This window comes from Candidatus Pantoea soli (assembly GCF_007833795.1).
In the GTDB taxonomy this organism is placed as follows: domain Bacteria; phylum Pseudomonadota; class Gammaproteobacteria; order Enterobacterales; family Enterobacteriaceae; genus Pantoea; species Pantoea soli.
Window position 1 is genome coordinate 3,360,717 of sequence record NZ_CP032702.1, and the last position, 25,085, is coordinate 3,385,801.

A 25,085-nucleotide genomic window follows, 5' to 3' on the forward strand; every position below is an offset into this window, starting at 1 on the left:
CAACTTCGCAGATAAGACCAGTATTTTGCTGCGAATTGCCTCGAAACGGATATAATGCCCGGCTTCATTGCAAGCGAAGCCTTCTTTTTCACTCTGATGAGTGACAAATGAAGGATGTCGCGGTATTTTACGCGATGCCTCACTGATTGCAGGAGATAGCCGCAAGATGGCGCACAAATTTCACATACTGCTGTTGAACGGACCCAACCTGAACCTGCTGGGTACGCGCGAGCCGGAGAAGTATGGCCACACCACCCTGACGCAGATTGTTGACGATCTGACGCAGCAGGCCGCTCAGCATCATGTGAAATTAAGCCATCTGCAATCGAACGCGGAGTTCCGGTTGATTGATCGCATTCACGAAGCCCGTGGCGATGTGGATTACATCATCATCAATCCGGCTGCGTTCACGCACACCAGCGTTGCACTGCGTGATGCCCTGTTGGCGGTAAGCATTCCTTTTATTGAGGTGCATCTCTCAAATGTGCATGCACGCGAACCGTTCCGACATCACTCCTATCTTTCCGATGTATCCGCCGGCGTCATCTGTGGACTGGGCGCGGATGGATACTCGTGGGCTTTACAAACGGCAGTAAAACGCCTGTCACATTCCAATTAAACAGAGTACGGAACCACACTCATGGATATTCGTAAAATTAAAAAACTGATCGAACTGGTTGAAGAGTCCGGCATCGCTGAGCTGGAAATCTCTGAAGGCGAAGAGTCCGTTCGCATCAGCCGTTCACCTGCCAATGTCGGTTACCCTGTTATGCAGCAGGCTTATGCTGCGCCAGCTATGCCACAGCCTGCTCTGGCTTCTGCCGTTGCGCCTGCCGCACCGGCAGCCCCGGCCGCAGAAGCCGCTAAACCAGAAATGAGCGGCCACATTGTCCGTTCACCGATGGTGGGTACCTTCTACCGCACGCCAAGCCCGGATGCGAAAGCCTTTGTGGAAGTTGGCCAGAAGGTCAACGCAGGCGATACCCTGTGCATCGTTGAAGCGATGAAAATGATGAACCAGATCGAAGCCGATAAATCCGGTGTCGTGAAGGCGATCCTGGTAGAAAGCGGCCAGCCGGTTGAATTTGACGAGCCGCTGGTCGTCATCGAATAACGAGGCGAAGCATGCTGGATAAAATTGTCATTGCTAACCGTGGTGAGATCGCGCTGCGCATTCTGCGTGCCTGTAAAGAACTGGGCATCAAGACTGTGGCGGTGCACTCCACGGCAGACCGCGACCTGAAGCACGTGCTGCTGGCAGACGAAACTGTCTGCATCGGCCCGGCGCAGTCGGTTAAAAGTTATCTGAATATCCCGGCCCTCATCTCTGCTGCCGAAATTACCGGCGCAGTGGCGATTCACCCGGGCTACGGCTTCCTGTCTGAGAACGCCGATTTCGCCGAGCAGGTTGAGCGCTCCGGCTTTATCTTCATCGGTCCGAAAGCCGACACCATTCGCCTGATGGGCGACAAAGTGTCAGCAATTAACGCGATGAAAAAAGCCGGCGTACCTACCGTGCCGGGTTCTGACGGTTCGCTGACCGACGACATGGATAAAAACCGTGCCATTGCCAAGCGCATCGGCTATCCGGTGATCATCAAAGCCTCCGGCGGCGGCGGCGGTCGCGGTATGCGCGTTGTGCGCAGCGATAAGGATCTTGAGCAGTCCATCAACATGACGAAAGCGGAAGCCAAAGCGGCTTTCAACAACGACATGGTGTACATGGAGAAATTCCTCGAGAACCCACGCCACATCGAAATTCAGGTACTGGCTGACGGCCAGGGCAACGCCATCTACCTGGCTGAGCGCGACTGCTCTATGCAGCGTCGTCACCAGAAAGTGGTCGAAGAAGCGCCAGCACCGGGCATCACGCCGGAACTGCGTCGCTACATCGGCGAGCGCTGCTCTAATGCCTGCGTAGAGATTGGCTATCGCGGTGCGGGTACCTTTGAGTTCCTGTACGAAAACGGCGAGTTCTACTTTATTGAGATGAACACCCGTATTCAGGTAGAGCATCCGGTTACCGAGATGATCACCGGCGTTGATCTGATCAAAGAGCAGCTGCGCATTGCTGCGGGTCAGCCGCTGTCGATCAAGCAGGATGACGTGATTGTACGCGGTCATGCGGTAGAGTGCCGTATTAACGCCGAAGATCCGAACACCTTCCTGCCAAGCCCGGGCAAGATTACCCGCTTCCACGCGCCAGGCGGTTTTGGCGTGCGCTGGGAATCACACATCTATGCCGGCTACAGCGTACCGCCTTACTACGACTCCATGATCGGCAAGCTGATCACCTACGGTGAAAACCGTGATGTGGCGATAGCACGCATGAAGAACGCACTGGCGGAACTGATCATCGACGGCATCAAGACTAACGTCGAGCTGCAGATGAAGATCATGAACGACGAGCACTTCCAGCAGGGTGGCACCAACATCCACTATCTGGAGAAAAAACTCGGCCTGCACGAGAAGTAAGCGCAGCGCAGAGCTAAGCAGAGGCCGGTTAAACCGGCCTTTTTCATTTTTGTCGCCGCTGAGGTTACATAATGGATGGGCGTTTTTTACAGGCCAATAAAGAAGCGCGCTGGTCGTTATACCTGACGCTGGCGTACCTGGCCGTCTGGGGGCTTGCCGCCTGGCTTGGCGGCACGCAAAGCGGTATCACCGGTTTGCCGCGCTGGTTTGAGCTCTCCTGCGTGTTTGCTCCCCTGCTGTTCACCGGCCTGTGCTGGCTGATGGTACGCGTTATTTTCCGCGATATGTCGCTGGAGGATCGCAATGGAAACTGAAATCATCCTGCCCCTGCTGGGCTACCTGGTGCTGATCGCCGGGCTTTCCGTGTTTGCCATGCGCAAACAGCGTCAGGGCAACTTCCTGACCGAGTATTTTCTGGGCAGCCGCTCGATGGGCGGCTTCGTGCTGGCCATGACGATTACCACCACCTATATCAGCGCCAGCTCGTTCATTGGCGGACCGGGAGCGGCCTACAAGTACGGCCTTGGCTGGGTGCTGCTGGCGATGATTCAGGTTCCCGCGGTGTGGCTGTCGCTGGGTGTGCTGGGCAAAAAATTTGCTATCCTGGCGCGGCGCTACGATGCCGTGACGCTCAACGATATGCTGTATGGCCGCTATCGCAGTCCGCTGCTGATCTGGCTGGCCAGCATTGTCCTGCTGGTGGCTTTTATCGGTGCCATGACGGTGCAGTTCATTGGCGGTGCCCGCCTGCTGGAAACCGCTGCCGGCATCCCTTACGACACCGGCCTGCTGATTTTTGGCGGTACCATTGCGCTCTATACCGCCTTCGGTGGCTTCCGCGCCAGCGTGCTGAACGACGCCATGCAGGGACTGGTCATGCTGATTGGTACTTTCCTGCTGCTGTCTGCGGTGATTCATCAGGCGGGCGGTCTGGAAACCGCGGTGACCCGGCTGCGCACCATTGACCCGCAGCTGGTCTCGCCAGCAGGGGTGGGCAATGTCATAACGCCGACCTTCCTTAGCTCCTTTGCGGTACTGGTGTGTTTTGGCGTGATTGGCCTGCCCCATACGGCGGTGCGCTGCATCTCGTATAAAGACAGCAAGGCGCTGCACCGCGGCATTATTCTGGGCACGATCGTCGTGGTGGTGCTGATGCTGGGCATGCATCTGGCGGGTGCGCTGGGCCGGGCGATCATTCCGGATCTCACCGTGCCGGATCGCGTCATTCCTACCCTGATGATCACTGTGCTGCCTCCGATGGCGGCGGGTATTTTCCTGGCGGCACCGATGGCGGCGATCATGTCCACGATCAATGCACAGCTGCTGCAATCGTCCGCTACGCTGATCAAGGATCTCTATCTGCGTATCGCCCCGCAGCACAGCGAGAATGAAGCGCGCCTGCGCCTGCTCTCCGGTACGATCACGCTGGTGCTCGGCCTGCTGCTGCTGCTGGCGGCGTGGAATCCGCCGGATATGATCATCTGGCTGAATCTGCTCGCCTTTGGTGGGCTGGAAGCGGTGTTCCTCTGGCCGCTGGTGCTGGGATTGTACTGGTCACGCGCCAATGCGACCGGTGCAATCAGCGGCATGCTGGCTGGCGCCGGGTGTTATACGCTGCTTGCCAGCCTGAAAATCGAACTGTGGGGTTTTCACCCTATTGTTCCGTCTTTGACCTTAAGCCTGCTGGCCTTTCTGGTGGGCAATCTGTTTGGCAGCTCGCCTGAGACGCGCGATGCTGCACTGGAATAAAGAGAAACGCTATGCCATGGATTCAAATCAAAATTAACAGCAGCGGCGAGCATGCCGAAAGCCTCAGCGATGCGCTGATGGATGCCGGTGCCGTCTCTGTCACTTTTCAGGATACGCACGATAATCCGGTTTACGAACCGCTGCCGGGTGAAACCCGCCTGTGGGGCGATACCGATGTCATCGGCCTGTTTGACGCCGAAACGGACATGCAGGAGGTCGTGGCGGCGCTCAGCCAGCATCCTCTGCTGGGATCGGCGTTCCGGCATAAGATCGAGCAGATCGAAGACAAAGACTGGGAGCGGGAGTGGATGGATAATTTTCATCCGATGCGCTTCGGGGAACGTCTGTGGATCTGCCCGAGCTGGCGCGAGGTGCCGGATCCGCAGGCGGTGAACGTCATGCTCGATCCGGGGCTCGCCTTCGGCACCGGGACCCACCCGACCACGTCCCTGTGTCTGAGCTGGCTGGACGGCCTCGATCTGCAGGGCAAAACGGTGATCGACTTTGGCTGTGGTTCCGGCATTCTGGCAATCGCGGCGCTGAAGCTGGGAGCCGCGCAGGCCATCGGCATTGATATCGATCCGCAGGCGATTCAGGCCAGCCGCGATAATGCCGAACGCAACGGCGTCTCGGAGCGCTTATCGCTGTACCTGCCCCATGAGCAGCCGGAAAACCTGCAGGCGGACGTCGTCGTGGCCAATATTCTTGCCGGCCCGCTGCGCGAGCTGGCGCCGTTAATCAGCGTGTTACCCAAAGCGGGCGGGCACCTCGGGTTATCCGGCGTGCTGGCCAGCCAGGCAGAAGGCGTCTGCGAAGCCTATGCGGATCGCTTTGCGCTGGACCCGGTTGCGGAAAAAGAAGAGTGGTGCCGTATTACCGGCGTGCGCCGCTAAGCCTGGCTGACGTGAAGAGGAAGCGGGCAGACGCTGTCCGCTTCTTCTCCGTAGAACCACGGCGAACACCCGTGAAAGATACGCACCGTGCATGACTATTTTGTGCATAATTCAATCAGTTTGCCGCCATATCTCTGGCTAATCCGCCGAACTGGCGCTTTTTATTTTGTGATTTTGCGCATATTTTACGAAAAACGTTTGCTCACAATTTCAGCGTATTTTTATAATATCTTGAATTTTAAAGCATAAACGCTGCTGACCGGTTCACAGGGCTGTTTTCCCTGTTGGTTAACGGTGAATTGTTCAAAGTTTGGCCTTTCATCTTCGTGAAAAAATGCGTAATATACGCCGCCTTGCGAACAGTTAGGGTCACTTCTTTTTCATGCGCATTGGACACCACCAGCTACGTAATCGACTCATTGCTGCGCCTATGGCCGGAGTTACTGATAAGCCATTTCGCACCCTGTGTTATGAGAACGGCGCCGGCATGACTGTCTCCGAGATGCTGTCATCGAACCCGGAAGTCTGGGCCAGTGACAAATCGCGTTTGCGTATGGTGCATAGTGACGAGCCTGGTATCCGCGCCGTGCAGATTGCCGGTTGCGATCCTGATGAAATGGCTGCTGCCGCGCGCATTAACGTCGCGTCAGGTGCGCAGGTTATTGATATCAACATGGGCTGCCCTGCCAAAAAAGTGAATCGGAAGATGGCTGGCTCAGCACTGCTGCAGCACCCGCTCCTGGTGGAGTCAATCCTCCGTGCGGTGGTCAACGCAGTGGATGTACCGGTTACGCTGAAGATTCGCACCGGCTGGGACAAAGAAAATCGTAATTGTGTAGAGATTGCCCAATTGGCTGAACGCTGTGGTATTCAGGCCCTGACGATTCATGGTCGCACGCGCGCCTGTTTATTTGAAGGGCATGCAGAATACGACAGCATTCGGACAGTTAAGCAGAGCGTTTCCATTCCGATTATCGCGAATGGCGACATTACTGACCCGCATAAAGCCAGAGCGGTGCTCGACTACACCGGAGCCGATGCTCTGATGGTTGGTCGCGCTGCTCAGGGAAGACCGTGGATCTTCCGGGAAATCCAGCATTATCTGGACACAGGGGAGCTGCTGGCACCGAAGCCGCTGGCTGAAGTGAAGCAAATGCTGATTGGACATATACGGGAGCTGCACGACTTTTACGGTCAGCGCAAGGGATACCGTATTGCCCGAAAACACGTTTCCTGGTATTTGCAGGAAAGTGCCCCTGACGACCAGTTTCGGCGCACATTCAACGCCATTGAGGATGCCAGCGAACAGCTGGAGGCGTTGGAGGCATACTTCGAAAATCTTGCGTAAACGAAATAAAGAGCTGAAAGAACTATGTTCGAACAACGCGTAAATTCTGACGTACTGACCGTTTCTACCGTTAACTCACAGGATCAGGTGACGCAAAAGCCTCTGCGTGATTCGGTTAAACAGGCACTGAAGAACTATTTTGCTCAACTGAATGGTCAGGATGTGAGTGACCTGTATGAGCTGGTACTGGCTGAAGTCGAGCAGCCTCTGTTGGACATGGTGATGCAGTACACCCGTGGCAACCAGACCCGTGCAGCCCTGATGATGGGCATCAACCGCGGTACGCTGCGTAAGAAACTGAAAAAATACGGCATGAACTGATTGTTCACTGCTGTGATAACGCCAGCCTTTGGGCTGGCGTTTTTGTTTCTGCTTCTGGCAATCGCTGCACATGAAACAGTTGTGCGTAAAATGGTAACGATCGTTGCAATCGCCCGCGTGATTTCAACCCGGTTTCTTTCTCCCTGTTGCCGCTCCGCTTTCCCTGCTTTATCCGGCCTGCTGCCCCCTGATTCCGCTTTTGGTGTGAGCCTGAACCGGTTCAGCCGTAACGCATCCTTCTAATACATTTTCTGATGAGCGATAGCTCACACTGCTTCCACAGAGTGAAACTTTTTGCACTATTTGTGATCGCGGCGACTCGCCATGCCGCCTTTTGGTGCGCGATAGTAGTCAGAACTTTCCGAGTGCTTCAGTTCATTAACCGATCTTTCCAGTTAATTCATGCGTCTGCAAACCTGGCATCAGCTTTGCAAACTCGTGGGTGGCTGACCGCCAAAGAAAGAAATAAGCGCACAATAAAGTGCACGCAAACATAACAACACACGATACCGCCACACAGGATGCTTTATGAAAAAGATGATGCTCTCTACTCTGGTCGCTGCAGCCTCGCTGTTCGCTATCTCCCAACAGGCGCATGCCGGCACTACGCTGGATGCGATTAAAAAGAAAGGGTTTGTGCAGTGCGGTATCAGCGATGGCTTACCAGGGTTTTCTTACGCGGACGCCAGCGGCAAATTCACCGGTATTGACGTCGACGTCTGCCGTGCGACCGCCGCCGCCGTGTTTGGCGATGCCAGCAAAGTAAAATATACCCCGCTGACAGCCAAAGAGCGTTTCACCGCCCTGCAATCGGGCGAGGTAGACATCCTGTCACGTAATACCACCTGGACCTCCTCCCGTGATGGCGGAATGGGCTTCCTGTTTGCCGGCGTAAACTACTATGACGGCATCGGCTTCCTGACGCATAAAAAAGCCGGTCTGAAAAGTGCCAAAGAGCTGGATGGGGCAACGGTATGTATCCAGGCGGGTACCGACACCGAGCTGAACGTTGCTGACTACTTTAAAGCCAACAATATGCAGTACACCCCGGTGACCTTTGATCGTTCTGATGAATCCGCGAAGGCGCTGGACAGCGGCCGCTGCGACACCCTTTCCTCTGACCAGTCACAGCTGTATGCGCTGCGCATCAAGCTGGGCAAACCGGATGACTTTATCGTGCTGCCGGAAGTGATCTCTAAAGAACCGCTGGGCCCGGTGGTTCGTCGCGGTGATGATGACTGGTTCACCATCGTAAAATGGTCACTGTATGCCATGCTGAACGCCGAAGAGATGGGCATCAACTCGAAGAACGTGGATGAGATGTCCGCCAAACCGACCACCCCGGATATGGCACACCTGCTGGGCGCAGAAGGCGATTTCGGTAAAGACCTCAAGCTGGATAACAAGTGGGCGTACAACATCATCAAACAGGTCGGTAACTATCAGGAAGTGTTTGATCGTAACGTCGGCAAAGACAGCGCGCTGAAAATTGCACGCGGTCAGAATGCGCTCTGGAATCAGGGCGGTATTCAGTACGCGCCACCGGTTCGTTAAGACTCTCCCGCCAGTTGGGTGCCGCATTCTGCGGCACCCATGCGTCTTCTTCACTGAGGTTTCAACATGTCGCAACGCCCAACCGTAAAAAGGGATTTTTCGTTCGGTAATCCTACGGTTCGCGCCTGGCTTTACCAGATTATCGCGATTGTGGCCGTGGTCGCGGTTGTGGGATACCTGATCCACAATACCGTTATCAATCTGGCCAATCGCGGCATTACTTCCGGCTTTGGATTTCTGGAGCGCAGTGCCGGATTCGGCATCGTCCAGCATCTGATCGCCTACACCGAGGGTGATACTTACGCCCGTGTGTTTCTGGTGGGACTGACCAACACGCTGCTGGTTTCTGCGCTCTGTATTGTTTTCGCGTCGATACTGGGGTTTGCCATTGGTCTGGCCCGTCTCTCCGATAACTGGCTGCTGCGTAAGCTATCAACCATTTATATCGAGACCTTCCGCAATATTCCGCCGCTGCTGCAAATCTTCTTCTGGTACTTTGCCGTACTGCGTAACCTGCCCGGCCCGCGCCAGGCGCTGAACGCTTTCGATCTGGCCTTTGTCAGCAATCGCGGACTCTATATTCCGTGGCCAGAGTATGCGCCCGGCACCTGGCCGTTCGTGATTGCGCTGGCGCTGGCAGCGCTCGCCAGCCTGGCGCTGTTTCGCTTCAACCGCAAACACCAGCTCAGGACCGGCCAGCTGCGCCGTACCTGGCCGGCAGCCGCGGCCCTGCTTGTGCTGTTGCCGCTGATCGCACATACCCTGTTTGGTGCAGCCACGCACTGGGATGTGCCGGAACTGCGCGGGTTTAACTTCCGCGGCGGCTTCGCCATGATCCCGGAGCTGGCAGCGCTGACGCTGGCGCTGTCGATCTATACCTCCTCTTTCATCGCGGAAGTGATTCGCGCCGGTATCCAGTCGGTTCCGCAGGGCCAGAGTGAAGCGGCACGTTCGCTGGGCCTGCCTAATCCGGTGACGCTGCGCCAGGTCATTATCCCGCAGGCAATGCGGGTGATTATCCCGCCGCTGACCAGCCAGTACCTGAACATCGTCAAGAACTCCTCGCTGGCGGCTGCCATTGGCTATCCGGACATGGTGTCGCTGTTTGCCGGTACGGTACTGAATCAGACCGGTCAGGCGATCGAAACTATCGCAATCACCATGGCGGTTTATCTGATTATCAGCCTGATTATTTCACTGCTGATGAACCTCTATAACCGCAAAATTGCGCTGGTTGAGCGTTAAGAGAACGGGATTACTATGTCTGTTACCACACACGAAACACCGCCGGTGGCGAATAATCCGCTCAGTAAAGCGTGGCTCTGGGCGCGTAAAAATCTCTTCTCCAGCTGGCTGAATACCCTGTTGACGCTGCTTAGCCTGTGGATTATCTGGAGCGTGATTCCGCCTGCGCTCAACTGGCTGATTTTCCAGGCCAACTGGCTGGGCGAAACCCGTGCCGACTGCACCAAAGAAGGTGCCTGCTGGGTGTTTATCCATGCCCGCTTTGGCCAGTTTATGTATGGGCTCTATCCGCATGAGCTGCGCTGGCGCATTAATCTGGCGCTGGTGATAGGTCTGCTGTCGATCGTGCCGATGTTTATCAGAACGCTGCCGCGCCGCGGTCGTTATATCGCCTGCTGGGCGGTGATCTATCCGCTCACGGTGTGGCTGCTGATGTACGGCGGCTATTTTGGCCTTGAGCGCGTGGAGACCCGCCAGTGGGGCGGCCTGACGCTGACGCTGATCATTGCCTCTGTCGGCATCGCCGGCGCGCTGCCTTTGGGGATCCTGCTGGCGCTGGGCCGGCGCTCAAAAATGCCCGTGGTGCGCACGCTGTCGGTGATCTTTATTGAGTTCTGGCGTGGCGTCCCGCTGATCACCGTGCTGTTTATGTCTTCAGTCATGCTGCCGCTGTTTATGGCGGAAGGCACCACTATCGATAAACTGGTACGCGCGCTGGTTGGCGTCATCTTGTTCCAGTCGGCGTATGTGGCGGAAGTTGTGCGCGGCGGATTGCAGGCGCTGCCAAAAGGCCAGTACGAAGCCGCGGAATCGCTGGCGCTGGGCTACTGGAAAACGCAGGCGCTGGTGATTTTACCGCAGGCGCTCAAGCTCACTATTCCGGGCCTGGTGAATACCATAATTGCGCTGTTCAAAGATACCAGCCTGGTGATCATCATCGGCCTGTTTGATCTGTTCAGTAGCGTGCAGCAGGCCACTGTCGATCCCACCTGGCTGGGAATGTCGACAGAGGGCTATGTCTTTGCCGCACTGGTCTACTGGATTTTCTGTTTTAGCATGTCGCGCTATAGCCAGTATCTGGAGAAGCGCTTTCACACCGGGCGTAAATCGCACTGAGGTTTTACATGACACAAACTATGACAAATGCCGCTAACGCGATGATGATTACGCTGGAAAACGTGAATAAGTGGTACGGGCAATTTCATGTCCTGAAAGACATCAACCTGCAGGTAAAACCACGTGAGCGCATTGTGCTGTGCGGCCCTTCCGGCTCCGGCAAATCCACGACCATCCGCTGCATCAACCATCTGGAAGCGCATCAGCAGGGACGTATTGTAGTAGATGGCATCCACCTGAATGACGATGTACGGAATATTGAACGCGTGCGAACCGAAGTCGGGATGGTGTTTCAGCACTTCAACTTATTCCCTCACCTGACCGTGCTGCAGAACTGCACGCTGGCACCGGTGTGGGTGCGTAAAATGCCGAAGAAAGAGGCTGAAGACCTGGCAATGCACTATCTGCAGCGTGTGCGCATTGCTGAGCATGCGCATAAGTTTCCCGGCCAGCTTTCAGGCGGGCAGCAGCAACGCGTGGCCATTGCCCGATCGCTGTGCATGAAGCCAAAAATTATGCTGTTCGACGAGCCGACTTCGGCACTGGATCCGGAAATGGTAAAAGAGGTGCTCGATACCATGATTGGTCTGGCAGAAGATGGCATGACGATGCTGTGCGTGACGCACGAAATGGGCTTTGCCCGGACGGTGGCAGACCGGGTGATCTTTATGGATCGCGGAGAGATTGTTGAAATGGCGCCCCCGCAGGAGTTCTTCGCTAACCCGCGCTCTGAACGCACTCGCGCTTTTCTGTCGCAGGTCATTCACTGATCCGCAGGCTTACCCTACTAACCTCTGGCTGCCGGCCAGAGGTTTTTTTTACCTGATGGGTCGCGGAGAGCCTGCTGAAATGGCGCCACTGCAGGTGTGTTTCGTTAACCCGCGATCTGAGCGTATACGTGCCTTGCTGTTGCAGGTGATTCGCTGAGTTGCGGGTCCGGCAAGACTAACCTCTGGCTTATGGACCAGAGGTTTTTTGCCTGAGGGGTCGCGGAGAGCCTGTGAAATGGCGCCAGTGCAGGCGTGATTCGCTAACCCGGGCTCTGAACGTATACGTGCCTTGCTGTTGCAGGTGATTCGCTGAGTTGCGGGTCCGGCAATACCAACCTCTGGCTGCCGGCCAGCGTTTTTCGCCTGAGGGGTCGTGGAGAGCTTGCTGAAATGACGCCAGTAAAGGCGTGCTTCGTTAATTCGCGCTCTGAATGTTTACGCGCTCTGCTGTTGCAAGTGATACGCTGATTTGCGGTTCCGGCAAGACTAACTTCTGGCTGGCGGTCAGCGTTTTTAATCGGAAGAGGCTGAGAGCATGACAAAAAGAGAAAACAAAAAAGCCCTGAACGCATGTTCAGGGCTTTCGTGTTTGATGCCTGGCAGTTCCCTACTCTCGCATGGGGAGACCCCACACTACCATCGGCGCTACGGCGTTTCACTTCTGAGTTCGGCATGGGGTCAGGTGGGACCACCGCGCTAGTGCCGCCAGGCAAATTCTTTTTAAACCGAACTCGTGCCTGTAACTGGTGCTGATACCCAGAGTCGAACTGGGGACCTCACCCTTACCAAGGGTGCGCTCTACCAACTGAGCCATATCAGCACACTTAAATAGATGCCTGGCAGTTCCCTACTCTCGCATGGGGAGACCCCACACTACCATCGGCGCTACGGCGTTTCACTTCTGAGTTCGGCATGGGGTCAGGTGGGACCACCGCGCTAGTGCCGCCAGGCAGATTCTGTTTCGTCCGCGCCGCCGAAGCCGCGCAGACCAGTCCGTGAACAAGGCTGAAAATTTTTCCGGGTACCGCAAAACGCCTCTGGCGTTGTAAGGTTAAGCCTCACGGGTCATTAGTACCGGTAAGCTCAACGCATCGCTGCGCTTACACATCCGGCCTATCAACGTCGTCGTCTTCAACGTCCCTTCAGGACCCTCGAGGGGTCAGGGAGAACTCATCTCGGGGCAAGTTTCGTGCTTAGATGCTTTCAGCACTTATCTCTTCCGCACTTAGCTACCGGGCAGTGCCATTGGCATGACAACCCGAACACCAGCGGTGCGTTCACTCCGGTCCTCTCGTACTAGGAGCAACCCCCCTCAATTCTCCAGCGCCCACGGCAGATAGGGACCGAACTGTCTCACGACGTTCTAAACCCAGCTCGCGTACCACTTTAAACGGCGAACAGCCGTACCCTTGGGACCTACTTCAGCCCCAGGATGTGATGAGCCGACATCGAGGTGCCAAACACCGCCGTCGATATGAACTCTTGGGCGGTATCAGCCTGTTATCCCCGGAGTACCTTTTATCCGTTGAGCGATGGCCCTTCCATTCAGAACCACCGGATCACTATGACCTGCTTTCGCACCTGCTCGAGCCGTCACTCTCGCAGTCAAGCTGGCTTATGCCATTGCACTAACCTCCTGATGTCCGACCAGGATTAGCCAACCTTCGTGCTCCTCCGTTACGCTTTGGGAGGAGACCGCCCCAGTCAAACTACCCACCAGACACTGTCCGCAGCCCGGATAACGGGCCTACGTTAGAACATCAAACATTAAAGGGTGGTATTTCAAGGATGGCTCCACGCGGACTGGCGTCCGCGCTTCAAAGCCTCCCACCTATCCTACACATCAAGGCTCAATGTTCAGTGTCAAGCTATAGTAAAGGTTCACGGGGTCTTTCCGTCTTGCCGCGGGTACACTGCATCTTCACAGCGATTTCAATTTCACTGAGTCTCGGGTGGAGACAGCCTGGCCATCATTACGCCATTCGTGCAGGTCGGAACTTACCCGACAAGGAATTTCGCTACCTTAGGACCGTTATAGTTACGGCCGCCGTTTACCGGGGCTTCGATCAAGAGCTTCTCCTTACGGATAACCCCATCAATTAACCTTCCGGCACCGGGCAGGCGTCACACCGTATACGTCCACTTTCGTGTTTGCACAGTGCTGTGTTTTTAATAAACAGTTGCAGCCAGCTGGTATCTTCGACTGGCCTCGGCTCCGGGAGCAAGTCCCCTCACCTACGCGCCAGCGTGCCTTCTCCCGAAGTTACGGCACCATTTTGCCTAGTTCCTTCACCCGAGTTCTCTCAAGCGCCTTGGTATTCTCTACCTGACCACCTGTGTCGGTTTGGGGTACGATTTCGTGTTACCTGGAGCTTAGAGGCTTTTCCTGGAAGCAGGGCATCAGTTACTTCAGCTCCGTAGAGCCTCGTCGTCACGCCTCAGTGTTAAAGAAGACCGGATTTGCCTGGTCTTCACACCTGCACGCTTAAACCGGGACAACCGTCGCCCGGATAACCTAGCCTTCTCCGTCCCCCCTTCGCAGTAACACCAAGTACAGGAATATTAACCTGTTTCCCATCGACTACGCCTTTCGGCCTCGCCTTAGGGGTCGACTCACCCTGCCCCGATTAACGTTGGACAGGAACCCTTGGTCTTCCGGCGAGCGGGCTTTTCACCCGCTTTATCGTTACTTATGTCAGCATTCGCACTTCTGATACCTCCAGCAGCCCTCACAGGCCACCTTCTGCGGCTTACAGAACGCTCCCCTACCCAACAACGCATTCGCGTCGCTGCCGCAGCTTCGGTGCATGGTTTAGCCCCGTTACATCTTCCGCGCAGGCCGACTCGACCAGTGAGCTATTACGCTTTCTTTAAATGATGGCTGCTTCTAAGCCAACATCCTGGCTGTCTGTGCCTTCCCACATCGTTTCCCACTTAACCATGACTTTGGGACCTTAGCTGGCGGTCTGGGTTGTTTCCCTCTTCACGACGGACGTTAGCACCCGCCGTGTGTCTCCCGTGATAACATTCTCCGGTATTCGCAGTTTGCATCGGGTTGGTAAGCCGGGATGGCCCCCTAGCCGAAACAGTGCTCTACCCCCGGAGATGAGTTCACGAGGCGCTACCTAAATAGCTTTCGGGGAGAACCAGCTATCTCCCGGTTTGATTGGCCTTTCACCCCCAGCCACAGGTCATCCGCTAATTTTTCAACATTAGTCGGTTCGGTCCTCCAGTTAGTGTTACCCAACCTTCAACCTGCCCATGGCTAGATCACCGGGTTTCGGGTCTATACCCTGCAACTTAGCGCCCGGTTAAGACTCGGTTTCCCTTCGGCTCCCCTATGCGGTTAACCTTGCTACAGAATATAAGTCGCTGACCCATTATACAAAAGGTACGCAGTCACCCCATAAAGAGGCTCCCACTGCTTGTACGTACACGGTTTCAGGTTCTGTTTCACTCCCCTCGCCGGGGTTCTTTTCGCCTTTCCCTCACGGTACTGGTTCACTATCGGTCAGTCAGGAGTATTTAGCCTTGGAGGATGGTCCCCCCATATTCAGACAGGATACCACGTGTCCCGCCCTACTCATCGAGCTCACAGCCTGTGCGTCTTCGTGTACGGGGCTGTCACCCGGTATCGCGCGCCTTTCCAGACGCTTCCACTGACGCACAAGCTGATTCAGGCTCTGGGCTCCTCCCCGTTCGCTCGCCGCTACTGGGGGAATCTCGGTTGATTTCTTTTCCTCGGGGTACTTAGATGTTTCAGTTCCCCCGGTTCGCCTCGTTAACCTATGTATTCAGTTAACGATAATGCATAAATGCATTGGGTTTCCCCATTCGGACATCGACGGCTGTAGCGGTTCATATCACCTTACCGTCGCTTTTCGCAGATTAGCACGTCCTTCATCGCCTCTGACTGCCAGGGCATCCACCGTGTACGCTTGGTCGCTTAACCTCACAACCCACAGGCGTTTTGCGCATGTGAATCGCGAAAATCTCGGACCCGGACGCTCCGCACTTATTTCCTGTTACGGGGAAATACGCGGCGCGTTCGTTTCAAATTTTCAGCTTGTTCCGGATTGTTAAAGAGCAAATACTTCGCAGTATGCTTATGCAGCACACTCTGAAGTATTAAAGGCAACGTCTTTCACTCATTACCAGCAAATGGCGTCCCCTAGGGGATTCGAACCCCTGTTACCGCCGTGAAAGGGCGGTGTCCTAGGCCTCTAGACGAAGGGGACACTGAAGTCTCATTCGTAAGACGCTTTGCTCGTTACTTTTCTATCAGACAATCTGTGTGAGCACTGCGCGGGAAGGTATCTTCAGGTAAGGAGGTGATCCAACCGCAGGTTCCCCTACGGTTACCTTGTTACGACTTCACCCCAGTCATGAATCACAAAGTGGTAAGCGCCCTCCCGAAGGTTAAGCTACCTACTTCTTTTGCAACCCACTCCCATGGTGTGACGGGCGGTGTGTACAAGGCCCGGGAACGTATTCACCGTAGCATTCTGATCTACGATTACTAGCGATTCCGACTTCATGGAGTCGAGTTGCAGACTCCAATCCGGACTACGACGCACTTTATGAGGTCCGCTTGCTCTCGCGAGGTCGCTTCTCTTTGTATGCGCCATTGTAGCACGTGTGTAGCCCTGGCCGTAAGGGCCATGATGACTTGACGTCATCCCCACCTTCCTCCGGTTTATCACCGGCAGTCTCCTTTGAGTTCCCGGCCGAGCCGCTGGCAACAAAGGATAAGGGTTGCGCTCGTTGCGGGACTTAACCCAACATTTCACAACACGAGCTGACGACAGCCATGCAGCACCTGTCTCAGAGTTCCCGAAGGCACCAAAGCATCTCTGCTAAGTTCTCTGGATGTCAAGGCCAGGTAAGGTTCTTCGCGTTGCATCGAATTAAACCACATGCTCCACCGCTTGTGCGGGCCCCCGTCAATTCATTTGAGTTTTAACCTTGCGGCCGTACTCCCCAGGCGGTCGACTTAACGCGTTAGCTCCGGAAGCCACGCCTCAAGGGCACAACCTCCAAGTCGACATCGTTTACGGCGTGGACTACCAGGGTATCTAATCCTGTTTGCTCCCCACGCTTTCGCACCTGAGCGTCAGTCTTCGTCCAGGGGGCCGCCTTCGCCACCGGTATTCCTCCAGATCTCTACGCATTTCACCGCTACACCTGGAATTCTACCCCCCTCTACGAGACTCAAGCCTGCCAGTTTCAAATGCAGTTCCCAGGTTAAGCCCGGGGATTTCACATCTGACTTAACAGACCGCCTGCGTGCGCTTTACGCCCAGTAATTCCGATTAACGCTTGCACCCTCCGTATTACCGCGGCTGCTGGCACGGAGTTAGCCGGTGCTTCTTCTGCGGGTAACGTCAATCGGCAAGGTTATTAACCTTACCGCCTTCCTCCCCGCTGAAAGTACTTTACAACCCGAAGGCCTTCTTCATACACGCGGCATGGCTGCATCAGGCTTGCGCCCATTGTGCAATATTCCCCACTGCTGCCTCCCGTAGGAGTCTGGACCGTGTCTCAGTTCCAGTGTGGCTGGTCATCCTCTCAGACCAGCTAGGGATCGTCGCCTAGGTGAGCCGTTACCCCACCTACTAGCTAATCCCATCTGGGCACATCCGATGGTGTGAGGCCCGAAGGTCCCCCACTTTGGTCTTGCGACGTTATGCGGTATTAGCTACCGTTTCCAGTAGTTATCCCCCTCCATCGGGCAGTTTCCCAGACATTACTCACCCGTCCGCCACTCGTCACCCGAAGAGCAAGCTCCTCTGTGCTACCGTCCGACTTGCATGTGTTAGGCCTGCCGCCAGCGTTCAATCTGAGCCATGATCAAACTCTTCAATTTAAAGTTTGATTTGCTGCAACGAGTGCAGCGATGCTCTGTGAATTAAACTTCGTAATGAATTACGTGTTCACTCAGCAGAGTCTTGATATTTTTTCAAGCCCGGAGGCTTGTGATATCAATCCCGTGAGTGCCCACACAGATTGTCTGATAAATTGTTAAAGAGCGGTGCGACGCGGCGTACTGCCTGCTGTCGCGAGGTGGCGTATATTACGCTTTCCTCCTTCAGAGTCAACCTCTTTTTCAGAGGTTTTTCTCCGGCGGGGTGAATCGCTTCACGCCCTGCTGAGCCGCCTGCGTTGCCGCTTTGCCGTCTCAGTGGTGGCGCATTATAGGGATCCGGATTTTTTGCACAACCCCTTTTTTCGATCTTTTTTACTGAGTGGCGAGTTTTCACTCTTTTCGCTGCGATCGCGAGCGATCCGCTCAATAATCATCTTGTTTATCAGCAAAATTCGCCGCACGCTGGCCATACATACACAGAAGGAGAAGGATCATGTCTGTCGCTTTACGACCTTATAAGCAGCATTATCCCCGCACAGGCGATCGCGTTATGGTAGATGACAGCAGCGTGGTCGTCGGGAATGTGCTACTTGCTGATGACGTCAGCATCTGGCCACTGGTGGCGATTCGCGGTGATGTAAACCAGGTCGTTATCGGTAAAAGAAGTAATATTCAGGACGGCAGCGTATTACACGTTACACATAAATCGGCCAGCAACCCGGAAGGGCATCCGCTGATTATCGGCGAGGACGTCACGGTCGGACATAAAGCGATGCTGCACGGCTGCCATATTGGCAATCGTGTACTGGTGGGGATGGGATCGATCGTACTGGATGGCGCGATCATCGAAGATGATGTGATGATTGGTGCCGGTAGTCTGGTGCCACCCGGAAAACGTCTGGAGAGCGGCTTTCTCTATTTAGGCAGCCCGGTAAAGCAGGTGCGACCGCTCAGCGAGGCTGAGATTGCCGGCCTGCTCTATTCAGCCGGCAATTACGTTGGCTGGAAAGATGAGTATCTGCGTCAGGATAACCATACCCAACCCTGATCGCTGACCTCTTCTTCACGGATCAGCTGTTCTGCTTCGTCTTCCAGATCCCAGCGATGGGCTGTAAACAGCGCCATCGCTTCTCCCGCACCGTAGCGTGAACGCAGCCTTTCCAGAGTAATGGCACAGGTCAGTCCCATGCCATTCACCAGCACCGGAAAGATGACCGCCTGCTGAGCCGCATCCCAGCTTTCGCAATCGGGAAACTGAATAGCCTGATTCATGACTGCATGGCCTGCTGCAGATGGGCAATCACCGGCGTGATGTCAGGCATCACGTTATGCCATAACTGAAATGCGTGAGCCGCCTGCCCCACCAGCATTCCCGTTCCGTCGGCCAGTTGTAGCGCACCGTGCTGCTGACACCACTGCAGAAACGGCGTCAGTCCCTGCTGATAAAACATATCGTAGCAGCACACTTCTCCGCTTATCAGCGAATCGGGTAAGAGCGGCACTTTGCCTTCTACGCCGCTGGACGTCGCATTGATAACCAAATCAAAAGTTTGTCCCGCCAGCTGAGAAAACGTCAGCGCTTGTATCTCGCCGCAATGCTGAAAAACCTCGGCCAGCTGCTGTGCACGCTCAACCGTGCGGTTGACCACCACCAGCGAGCAATTCAATGAAAGCAGGGGCAGGATGACACCGCGTGCGGCACCGCCGGCACCCACCAGCAGGATACGATTGCCAGGATGGATCATCTGCAAACGCTGCAGATCGCTCAACAGGCCAATGCCATCGGTGTTATCACCAAACACTGTGCCGTCGGCGTTTTTCTTCAGGGTATTAACGGCTCCGGATAACGCAGCACGTTCACTCAGCGTATCCGCAAGCTCCCAGGCCTGCTGCTTAAACGGTAATGTTACGTTGCAGCCTTTTCCGCCGGCAGCAAAGAAGTCGGTTATGGCGCGGGGAAAAGCGTCAAGGGGCGCACAGACGCGCCCATAGGTATGCTCAATACCGGTTTGCCGGGCAAACATGGCATGAATCAGAGGCGATTTACTGTGGGCAATGGGGTTGCCAAAAACTGCATATTGTTCCATCAATTAACCCTGACGAATGAGTTCACCGCTAATCGCGTCACGTATTTCAGAGGGATTACGTCGTCCGCCTGTTTCCGCCTGCAAGACCGGAAATTGCGGGCCAAACTGCAGCGCTACCTCAGCAGCAGTGCGGCACGGCGGCTCGCCAGAGAGATTAGCGCTGGTTGAAACCAGCGGTTTGCCGAAGCCACGGCACAGCGCCTGAACATCCGGATGATCGCTGACGCGCACCGCCAGCGAATCAAACCGCCCTGTCAGCCAGCGCGGCGTCTGCGGTAACGCCGGCACCACATAAGTGACCGGACCGGGCCAGCTGGCAAACATGCGCTCCCGTTGCTCTGCGGACAGTGCGTGATCGGCAATATAAGGCAGTAACTGCGTGTAATCGGCAGCAATCAAAATCAGCCCCTTTTCAACCGGACGCTGTTTCAGAGCCAGCAACGCCATGACGGCGCTTTCACTATCCGGATCACATCCCAGTCCGAATACCGCTTCGGTGGGATAGGCAATCACCTGCTGCTGGTGAAGTTGATCGATGCAGAAGTCGAGGCTTCCTGGTGAATGCATACTTTGTTTCATGATGACTCTTCATTGCGGGCAACGGCTTTGCCGCAGCGTTTGCTGGCGCAGAAGCGCTTCATGCCCTGGGCTGTTTTCTTTTCAATCAGTAATGGAAACTGGCAATGGGGACAGACGCCTTCAACAGGCGTGGCATTGACGGCAAACTGACATTCAGGATAGCGATCGCACGCGTGAAAGGTTTTGCCATAGCGCGAACGACGTTGCACCAGTTTACCGCTGGCGCACTGCGGGCAAGCAATGGCCGTTTCGTCTGGCTTATCGATGGTTTCGGTATAGTCGCAGTCCGGATAGTGGCTGCAGCCTACGAACATACCAAACCGCCCCTGGCGCAAGACTTTATCTGCACCGCACTGTGGGCAGGCGTGGCCTTCCAGCACTTTAACAACGTGCCCGTCGCCCTGCGCTTTTAGCGGCCGGATATAGTCACAGGTGGGGTAATTCACACACCCCAGGAAAGGGCCATGTTTTCCGCTGCGTATGACCAGTTCTGCCCCGCAAGCGGGGCAGGGATCGTGTTTACGCACGGTGAAAAGTGCTGGTTTACTCATAGAACCCAATGCATTAATCGCAAATTAATGCAGCATACCTTCATTGACGTCGAATAACAGTTCTTCCATTTGCTGATAGGCATTTTCACATCCGGGAATGTTAAACAACACCATCAGCACCACCCATTTGAGATCTTCCAGATCGAATTCCAGGGTATCAAGGGCCATGACCCGCTCGATGACCATTTCGCGCGTTTCCATATTCAGCACCTGGATCTGCTCCAGAAACAGAACGAAACCGCGGCATTCGGCATCCAGACGCTGGCTTTCCTCTTCCGTGTAGATTCGCATTGAGAGCGGATCGTTAGCCAGCAGTACTGGCGCAACCAGCCCATCCTGATAGTCCGCTAATCGTTCAAGCCAATTCAACGCATTGTAGATATCTTCGCGATGAAAACCGGCATCGGTTAAATCATCGGTCAATTTATCCTGGTCAACGCGCATTTCCGCTTCGTTGTGGATATAAGTCTCAAACAAGTACATAAGTACGTCGAACATGGCATGCCCTCCTCAATCGGACATAGCCGCCGGGTACAGCTGCGATCCATCCTGCTAACTCCAGCTCCAGCAATTGCGCTGCGATAACTGGCACAGGTTGGCCGGCACGTTCAGCGACGACGTCAACAGGTGTAACCTCATCACCTACGTTAGCCAACACGCCTGCAAATGGCAATGGAACATCGTCACTGTGTTGTGAATATATTGTTTCCGAACTGCTAACCGGCAGCCACTGCAGCGTAGAGTGCAAATCTTCCAGAATCGCGCCGGGATGCGACACCAGCAGGGCACCCTGTTGTATCAGCCAGTGCGTGCCTTCACTCCCCGGGTTGCCCAGTGCGCCAGGCAGCGCATAGACGTTACGATTCTGCTCCAGGGCATAACGCGCGGTGACCAATGAGCCGCTTTTCAGCGAAGCCTCCACCACCAGCACACCCAGGCTGAGACCGCTAATGATGCGATTACGCCGCGGGAAATTAACGGCAAGCGGTGGGGCCTCAAGGGGTTGTTCAGAGATCAGTGCGCCGCCGCTATCGATAATGCTGTTCGCCAGTGCCTGATGATTTTTCGGATAGATATGCTTCAGCCCGCTGCCGAGGACGGCCACCGTTGTGCCCTGTGCATCCAGCGCTGCGCGGTGTGCGATGCCATCAATGCCGCGCGCCAGACCGCTGGTTATGGTTAAGCCACTAAGGGAAAGCTGCTGAGTAAACCAGCTGCCCCACTGCCGGCCATAGGGGGAACAGTGGCGGCTGCCTACTACCGCCAGCTGCGGTGTCATCAGTGAGCGCAGATCGCCTGCGACATAAAGCACCGCCGGATAGCGGCTGATTTCGGTCAGCGATTGCGGGTAGCTTTCATCACAGCAGGCAATCAGATGATGGTGATTCGTAAGCAGCCACTGCTGCACCCTCTCCAGCTGACGCGAACCGGGCGCGAAAAACTGTTGCCGCTGTGTGGCATCCAGCCCGTGCTGCTGCAGCCAGTCATCATCCACCTCATCGGCGCACTGTAATGCCCGCGCAAAACGTTGCGCACGTTGGCCGCATAGTCCATGCACATTTGCCAGCCTGAGTAACCCTTCGATCCTTTCCATAGCGCGCTCCCTGCCAGCCGTCTCCGATGCGGTGCAATGCTGTCAATCAGGCCCCAAAAAGTCTACAATATGAGGCAGTAAACTTTTCTTTAACGCATACAGATCTGGATATTTATGTCAGTTTTGCAGGTATTACATTTCCCTGACGATCGCCTTCGCAAAATTGCTGCACCGGTTGCAGCGGTGAATACCGATGTTCAGCGCATCGTCGACGACATGTTTGAAACCATGTACGCCGAAGAAGGTATTGGCCTGGCGGCGACGCAGGTTGATATTCATCAGCGCATCATTGTGATTGATGTCTCTGAAAACCGCGACGAGCGCCTGGTTTTGATTAACCCGGAGTTGCTGGAAAAGAGCGGCGAAACCGGTATTGAAGAAGGCTGTCTGTCAATCCCTGAGCAGCGTGCCTTCGTGCCACGCGCCGAGCGGGTAAAAGTGCGGGCGCTGGATCGTGACGGCAAGCCTTTTGAACTGGAAACTGACGGCCTGCTGGCTATCTGTATTCAGCACGAAATTGACCACCTTGATGGCAAGCTGTTCATCGATTATCTGTCACCGCTGAAACGTCAGCGTATTAAACAGAAACTGGAAAAACTGGCTCGCCAGAATGCGCGCGCATCCTGAGTGTTAACAGAAGGCTGAACTGTGTCTGCTCCATTGAAAATTATCTTTGCCGGGACACCCGATTTTGCAGCGCGTCATCTTGACGCGCTGCTTGCGTCTGAACATCAGGTTACTGGCGTCTTTACCCAGCCCGACCGCCCGGCCGGACGCGGCAACAAACTGACGCCCAGCCCGGTTAAAGTGCTGGCTGAGGCGCACAATGTGCCGGTGTTTCAGCCAGCGTCCCTTAAACCTGCCGAAAATCAGCAGCTGGTTGCCGACCTTCAGGCAGATGTGATGGTCGTGGTCGCCTATGGCCTGATTTTGCCGCAGGCCGTGCTGGATATGCCGCGCCTCGGCTGTATCAATGTGCACGGCTCGCTGCTGCCGCGCTGGCGCGGTGCCGCCCCGATTCAGCGTTCGCTCTGGGCGGGCGACAGTGAAACCGGTGTCACCATCATGCAAATGGATGCGGGCCTGGACACCGGCGACATGCTGTGCAAGCTCTCCTGTCCAATCCTGGCCAACGACACCAGCGCCTCGCTGTATGACAAGCTGGCGCAGCTTGGCCCACAGGGCATGCTGCAGACGCTAACGGCGCTGGCCAATGGCACGGCCCGCCCGGAAGTGCAGGACGAAGCGCAGGTCTCCTATGCAGAAAAACTCAGCAAAGAGGAAGCGCGTCTTAACTGGTCGCTTCCGGCAGCGCAGCTTGAGCGCTGCATCCGCGCCTTTAATCCGTGGCCCGTCAGTTATTTCACGATTGATGAACAACCGGTGAAAGTGTGGCAGGCCAGCGTCCTGCCTCATCAGGACAGGCAGCCTGGCGAAATTGTGCACGCAGACAAATCCGGCATTCAGGTTGCCACTGCGGATGGCGTGCTGAACCTGCTGTCACTGCAGCCGGCCGGTAAAAAAGCCATGTCCGCGCAGGATCTGCTCAATTCACGTCGTGAGTGGTTCACGCCCGGAACCGTTCTGCCCTGATTCCTCCAGCCCGGTTTATACCGGGCTTTTGTTTGATGAATGAATATGAAAAAAACAACCAACCTGCGCAGCCTTGCCGCGCAACTGATTGAGCGCGTGGTCGATAAAGGTGAATCGCTGAGCGCTATCCTGCCAGCCGCCCAGAAAACGCTGGCTGATAAAGATGGCGCGCTGCTGCAGGAGCTCTGTTTTGGTGTGATGCGCACGCTGCCACAGCTGGAAGCGCTGATCGGCAAACTGATGGAGCGCCCGTTAACCGGTAAACAGCGCGTGCTGCACTATCTGATCATGGTAGGTCTCTACCAGCTGCTTTATACCCGCGTGCCAGCGCACGCGGCGCTGGCGGAAACCGTGGCAGGGGCCGAGGTGCTGAAGCGCGGCAATCTGAAAGGGTTGCTGAATGGCGTCCTGCGCCAGTTCCAGCGCCAGCGGGACACGCTGCTGGCAGACGTGGATCAGGGACCGCAGCGTTACTGGCACCCCGGCTGGCTGCTCAGGCGTTTACAAACCGCCTGGCCGGAGCAGTGGCAGCAGATTGTGGAAGCCAATAACCAGCGTCCACCGATGTGGCTACGCGTTAATCGTCAGCATCAGTCACGCGATGCCTGGCTGGCGCAGCTGGCGGAGCAGGAAAAAACTGCCTTTACGGCTGACGCGCCGGATGCGCTGCGTCTTGAGTCACCGGCACCGGTGACTCAGCTGCCGGGCTTTGAGCAGGGCTGGGTCACGGTACAGGACCTCTCTGCCCAGCGCTGCGCCCTGCTGCTGGAACCGCAGGACGATGAAACTATTCTCGACCTTTGCGCCGCACCAGGTGGAAAAACCACGCATATCCTTGAAATTGCTCCGCAGGCAAAGGTGATGGCGGTTGATATTGATGAACAACGTCTGCACCGCGTCCGGGAGAATCTGCAGCGCCTGGGTATGCAGGCCGACGTTCGTCAGGGCGACGGCCGCACGCCAGCGGCATGGTGTGATGACAGGCAGTTCGATCGCATCCTGTTAGATGCGCCCTGCTCCGCTACCGGCGTCATTCGCCGTCATCCCGATATCAAATGGCTGCGCCGCGATCGCGATATCGCTGAACTGGCGGCGTTGCAGAAAGAGATTCTGGACGCTATCTGGCCGCGCCTGAAATCTGGCGGCACCCTGCTGTATGCAACCTGCTCTGTTCTGCCGCAGGAAAACCAGCACCAGATTAGCGCTTTTCTTGCCGCGCATGATGATGCTGTGGCGGTAACCCTGCCGCAGGGCCAGCCAGATGGCTGGCAGGTTTTCCCGACCCCCGATGGCGGCGACGGGTTCTTCTACGCTAAGCTGACAAAAAAATAGTTCAGCGCATAC

22 protein-coding genes, 2 tRNA genes and 4 rRNA genes are annotated in these 25,085 nt (G+C 55.7%); 16 read left to right on the top strand and 12 right to left on the bottom strand.

Annotation, left to right across the window (positions count from 1 at the left end):
* Positions 1–166 precede the first annotated feature (166 nt).
* From aroQ to D8B20_RS15540, 12 genes are all read left to right on the top strand, one after another.
* Positions 167–619, top strand: a complete 453-nt coding sequence (gene aroQ / locus D8B20_RS15485; protein ID WP_145889687.1) for a type II 3-dehydroquinate dehydratase — start codon at positions 167–169, stop codon at positions 617–619.
* 21 nt (positions 620–640) lie between these two features.
* The gene (accB, locus tag D8B20_RS15490; RefSeq protein ID WP_145889688.1) at positions 641–1,114 is read left to right on the top strand and encodes an acetyl-CoA carboxylase biotin carboxyl carrier protein; all 474 of its coding nucleotides are present in this window, start codon (positions 641–643) and stop codon (positions 1,112–1,114) included.
* A gap of 11 nt (positions 1,115–1,125) precedes the next feature.
* The gene (gene accC, locus D8B20_RS15495) at positions 1,126–2,475 is read left to right on the top strand and encodes an acetyl-CoA carboxylase biotin carboxylase subunit (RefSeq protein ID WP_145889689.1); all 1,350 of its coding nucleotides are present in this window, start codon (positions 1,126–1,128) and stop codon (positions 2,473–2,475) included.
* A 71-nt stretch (positions 2,476–2,546) separates the two neighbouring features.
* Positions 2,547–2,789 (top strand): YhdT family protein, encoded by a 243-nt coding sequence (locus tag D8B20_RS15500; protein ID WP_145889690.1) that lies wholly within the window; start codon positions 2,547–2,549, stop codon positions 2,787–2,789.
* A complete protein-coding gene (gene panF / locus D8B20_RS15505) occupies positions 2,779–4,224 on the top strand; it encodes a sodium/pantothenate symporter (RefSeq protein WP_145889691.1) in 1,446 nt (481 codons plus the stop codon). The genes D8B20_RS15500 and panF overlap by 11 nt, the downstream gene beginning before the upstream one ends.
* Positions 4,225–4,235: 11 nt before the next feature.
* Entirely contained in the window at positions 4,236–5,117 is an 882-nt protein-coding gene (prmA, locus tag D8B20_RS15510) for a 50S ribosomal protein L11 methyltransferase (protein ID WP_145889692.1), read from the top strand.
* A 382-nt stretch (positions 5,118–5,499) separates the two neighbouring features.
* The gene (gene dusB, locus D8B20_RS15515) at positions 5,500–6,465 is read left to right on the top strand and encodes a tRNA dihydrouridine synthase DusB (protein ID WP_145889693.1); all 966 of its coding nucleotides are present in this window, start codon (positions 5,500–5,502) and stop codon (positions 6,463–6,465) included.
* A 24-nt stretch (positions 6,466–6,489) separates the two neighbouring features.
* Entirely contained in the window at positions 6,490–6,786 is a 297-nt protein-coding gene (gene fis / locus D8B20_RS15520; protein WP_003855228.1) for a DNA-binding transcriptional regulator Fis, read from the top strand.
* A 528-nt stretch (positions 6,787–7,314) separates the two neighbouring features.
* Positions 7,315–8,340, top strand: a complete 1,026-nt coding sequence (locus D8B20_RS15525) for an amino acid ABC transporter substrate-binding protein (protein ID WP_145889694.1) — start codon at positions 7,315–7,317, stop codon at positions 8,338–8,340.
* A 66-nt stretch (positions 8,341–8,406) separates the two neighbouring features.
* Positions 8,407–9,585 (top strand): amino acid ABC transporter permease, encoded by a 1,179-nt coding sequence (locus D8B20_RS15530; protein WP_145889695.1) that lies wholly within the window; start codon positions 8,407–8,409, stop codon positions 9,583–9,585.
* 15 nt (positions 9,586–9,600) lie between these two features.
* Positions 9,601–10,701, top strand: a complete 1,101-nt coding sequence (locus tag D8B20_RS15535) for an amino acid ABC transporter permease (RefSeq protein ID WP_145889696.1) — start codon at positions 9,601–9,603, stop codon at positions 10,699–10,701.
* A gap of 8 nt (positions 10,702–10,709) precedes the next feature.
* Positions 10,710–11,471, top strand: coding sequence for an amino acid ABC transporter ATP-binding protein (locus D8B20_RS15540; RefSeq protein ID WP_145889698.1), 762 nt, complete (start codon positions 10,710–10,712; stop codon positions 11,469–11,471).
* 594 nt (positions 11,472–12,065) lie between these two features.
* On the opposite strand, the gene rrf (D8B20_RS15545) is transcribed toward D8B20_RS15540, so the two are convergent.
* The 6 genes from rrf (D8B20_RS15545) to D8B20_RS15570 all read right to left on the bottom strand — a co-directional run bounded on the left by rrf (D8B20_RS15545) (position 12,066) and on the right by D8B20_RS15570 (position 17,337).
* A 5S ribosomal RNA gene (gene rrf, locus D8B20_RS15545) occupies positions 12,066–12,181 on the bottom strand.
* Positions 12,182–12,215: 34 nt separating this feature from the next.
* Positions 12,216–12,291: transfer RNA gene (locus tag D8B20_RS15550), tRNA-Thr, on the bottom strand.
* 14 nt (positions 12,292–12,305) lie between these two features.
* Positions 12,306–12,421: ribosomal RNA gene (gene rrf / locus D8B20_RS15555) — 5S ribosomal RNA — on the bottom strand.
* 97 nt (positions 12,422–12,518) lie between these two features.
* A 23S ribosomal RNA gene (locus D8B20_RS15560) occupies positions 12,519–15,423 on the bottom strand.
* Between the two features lie 210 nt (positions 15,424–15,633).
* Positions 15,634–15,709 (bottom strand) — tRNA-Glu (locus D8B20_RS15565).
* Between the two features lie 86 nt (positions 15,710–15,795).
* Positions 15,796–17,337 (bottom strand): 16S ribosomal RNA (locus D8B20_RS15570).
* Together the 16S, 23S and 5S rRNA genes with 2 tRNA genes alongside form the textbook arrangement of a ribosomal RNA operon.
* A gap of 493 nt (positions 17,338–17,830) precedes the next feature.
* Between D8B20_RS15570 and D8B20_RS15575 the strand changes: the two genes are divergently transcribed.
* Positions 17,831–18,385 (top strand): gamma carbonic anhydrase family protein, encoded by a 555-nt coding sequence (locus D8B20_RS15575; RefSeq protein WP_145889700.1) that lies wholly within the window; start codon positions 17,831–17,833, stop codon positions 18,383–18,385.
* On the opposite strand, the gene D8B20_RS15580 is transcribed toward D8B20_RS15575, so the two are convergent.
* From D8B20_RS15580 to dprA, 6 genes are read right to left on the bottom strand one after another with little or no spacing between them, the layout of a single operon-like run.
* Positions 18,361–18,609, bottom strand: coding sequence for a DUF1488 family protein (locus D8B20_RS15580; RefSeq protein ID WP_145889701.1), 249 nt, complete (start codon positions 18,607–18,609; stop codon positions 18,361–18,363). The two genes, D8B20_RS15575 and D8B20_RS15580, sit on opposite strands and share 25 nt — an antisense overlap.
* Positions 18,606–19,424, bottom strand: coding sequence for a shikimate dehydrogenase (gene aroE / locus D8B20_RS15585; protein ID WP_145889703.1), 819 nt, complete (start codon positions 19,422–19,424; stop codon positions 18,606–18,608). Before aroE ends, D8B20_RS15580 begins: the two co-directional genes overlap by 4 nt.
* 3 nt (positions 19,425–19,427) lie before the next feature.
* On the bottom strand, positions 19,428–20,003 hold the full coding sequence (gene tsaC / locus D8B20_RS15590) for an L-threonylcarbamoyladenylate synthase type 1 TsaC (RefSeq protein WP_145889705.1): 576 nt from the start codon (positions 20,001–20,003) through the stop codon (positions 19,428–19,430).
* The gene (locus tag D8B20_RS15595) at positions 20,000–20,554 is read right to left on the bottom strand and encodes a DNA topoisomerase family protein (protein WP_145889707.1); all 555 of its coding nucleotides are present in this window, start codon (positions 20,552–20,554) and stop codon (positions 20,000–20,002) included. The genes tsaC and D8B20_RS15595 overlap by 4 nt, the downstream gene beginning before the upstream one ends.
* Positions 20,555–20,578: 24 nt before the next feature.
* Entirely contained in the window at positions 20,579–21,052 is a 474-nt protein-coding gene (gene smg / locus D8B20_RS15600; protein WP_145889710.1) for a DUF494 family protein Smg, read from the bottom strand.
* Positions 21,024–22,148 carry a DNA-protecting protein DprA gene (gene dprA / locus D8B20_RS15605; RefSeq protein WP_145889712.1) on the bottom strand — a complete coding sequence of 375 codons (1,125 nt, stop codon included), beginning with the start codon at positions 22,146–22,148 and terminating at the stop codon, positions 21,024–21,026. The genes smg and dprA overlap by 29 nt, the downstream gene beginning before the upstream one ends.
* A gap of 114 nt (positions 22,149–22,262) precedes the next feature.
* On the opposite strand from dprA, the gene def reads away from it, so the two are divergent.
* Genes def through rsmB form a run of 3 tightly spaced genes read left to right on the top strand, consistent with a single transcriptional unit; the run spans position 22,263 to position 25,073 of the window.
* Positions 22,263–22,775 carry a peptide deformylase gene (gene def, locus D8B20_RS15610; protein ID WP_145889714.1) on the top strand — a complete coding sequence of 171 codons (513 nt, stop codon included), beginning with the start codon at positions 22,263–22,265 and terminating at the stop codon, positions 22,773–22,775.
* A gap of 21 nt (positions 22,776–22,796) precedes the next feature.
* Entirely contained in the window at positions 22,797–23,741 is a 945-nt protein-coding gene (fmt, locus tag D8B20_RS15615; protein WP_145889716.1) for a methionyl-tRNA formyltransferase, read from the top strand.
* A gap of 45 nt (positions 23,742–23,786) precedes the next feature.
* Positions 23,787–25,073, top strand: a complete 1,287-nt coding sequence (gene rsmB, locus D8B20_RS15620) for a 16S rRNA (cytosine(967)-C(5))-methyltransferase RsmB (protein WP_145889718.1) — start codon at positions 23,787–23,789, stop codon at positions 25,071–25,073.
* Positions 25,074–25,085 lie beyond the last annotated feature (12 nt).

What these genes read in the sequence shown, in the direction of transcription:
- accB (WP_145889688.1), top strand. Translation starts at nt 641, where the DNA reads ATGGATATTCGTAAAATTAAAAAACTGATCGAACTGGTTGAAGAGTCC.
- D8B20_RS15575 (WP_145889700.1), top strand. Translation starts at nt 17,831, where the DNA reads ATGTCTGTCGCTTTACGACCTTATAAGCAGCATTATCCCCGCACAGGC.
- D8B20_RS15540 (WP_145889698.1), top strand. Translation starts at nt 10,710, where the DNA reads ATGACACAAACTATGACAAATGCCGCTAACGCGATGATGATTACGCTG.
- D8B20_RS15530 (WP_145889695.1), top strand. Translation starts at nt 8,407, where the DNA reads ATGTCGCAACGCCCAACCGTAAAAAGGGATTTTTCGTTCGGTAATCCT.
- def (WP_145889714.1), top strand. Translation starts at nt 22,263, where the DNA reads ATGTCAGTTTTGCAGGTATTACATTTCCCTGACGATCGCCTTCGCAAA.
- smg (WP_145889710.1), bottom strand. Translation starts at nt 21,052, where the DNA reads ATGTTCGACGTACTTATGTACTTGTTTGAGACTTATATCCACAACGAA.
- aroQ (WP_145889687.1), top strand. Translation starts at nt 167, where the DNA reads ATGGCGCACAAATTTCACATACTGCTGTTGAACGGACCCAACCTGAAC.
- accC (WP_145889689.1), top strand. Translation starts at nt 1,126, where the DNA reads ATGCTGGATAAAATTGTCATTGCTAACCGTGGTGAGATCGCGCTGCGC.
- dusB (WP_145889693.1), top strand. Translation starts at nt 5,500, where the DNA reads ATGCGCATTGGACACCACCAGCTACGTAATCGACTCATTGCTGCGCCT.
- tsaC (WP_145889705.1), bottom strand. Translation starts at nt 20,003, where the DNA reads ATGAAACAAAGTATGCATTCACCAGGAAGCCTCGACTTCTGCATCGAT.
- D8B20_RS15500 (WP_145889690.1), top strand. Translation starts at nt 2,547, where the DNA reads ATGGATGGGCGTTTTTTACAGGCCAATAAAGAAGCGCGCTGGTCGTTA.
- prmA (WP_145889692.1), top strand. Translation starts at nt 4,236, where the DNA reads ATGCCATGGATTCAAATCAAAATTAACAGCAGCGGCGAGCATGCCGAA.
- aroE (WP_145889703.1), bottom strand. Translation starts at nt 19,424, where the DNA reads ATGGAACAATATGCAGTTTTTGGCAACCCCATTGCCCACAGTAAATCG.
- D8B20_RS15525 (WP_145889694.1), top strand. Translation starts at nt 7,315, where the DNA reads ATGAAAAAGATGATGCTCTCTACTCTGGTCGCTGCAGCCTCGCTGTTC.
- D8B20_RS15580 (WP_145889701.1), bottom strand. Translation starts at nt 18,609, where the DNA reads ATGAATCAGGCTATTCAGTTTCCCGATTGCGAAAGCTGGGATGCGGCT.
- D8B20_RS15595 (WP_145889707.1), bottom strand. Translation starts at nt 20,554, where the DNA reads ATGAGTAAACCAGCACTTTTCACCGTGCGTAAACACGATCCCTGCCCC.
- rsmB (WP_145889718.1), top strand. Translation starts at nt 23,787, where the DNA reads ATGAAAAAAACAACCAACCTGCGCAGCCTTGCCGCGCAACTGATTGAG.
- D8B20_RS15535 (WP_145889696.1), top strand. Translation starts at nt 9,601, where the DNA reads ATGTCTGTTACCACACACGAAACACCGCCGGTGGCGAATAATCCGCTC.
- dprA (WP_145889712.1), bottom strand. Translation starts at nt 22,148, where the DNA reads ATGGAAAGGATCGAAGGGTTACTCAGGCTGGCAAATGTGCATGGACTA.
- fis (WP_003855228.1), top strand. Translation starts at nt 6,490, where the DNA reads ATGTTCGAACAACGCGTAAATTCTGACGTACTGACCGTTTCTACCGTT.
- panF (WP_145889691.1), top strand. Translation starts at nt 2,779, where the DNA reads ATGGAAACTGAAATCATCCTGCCCCTGCTGGGCTACCTGGTGCTGATC.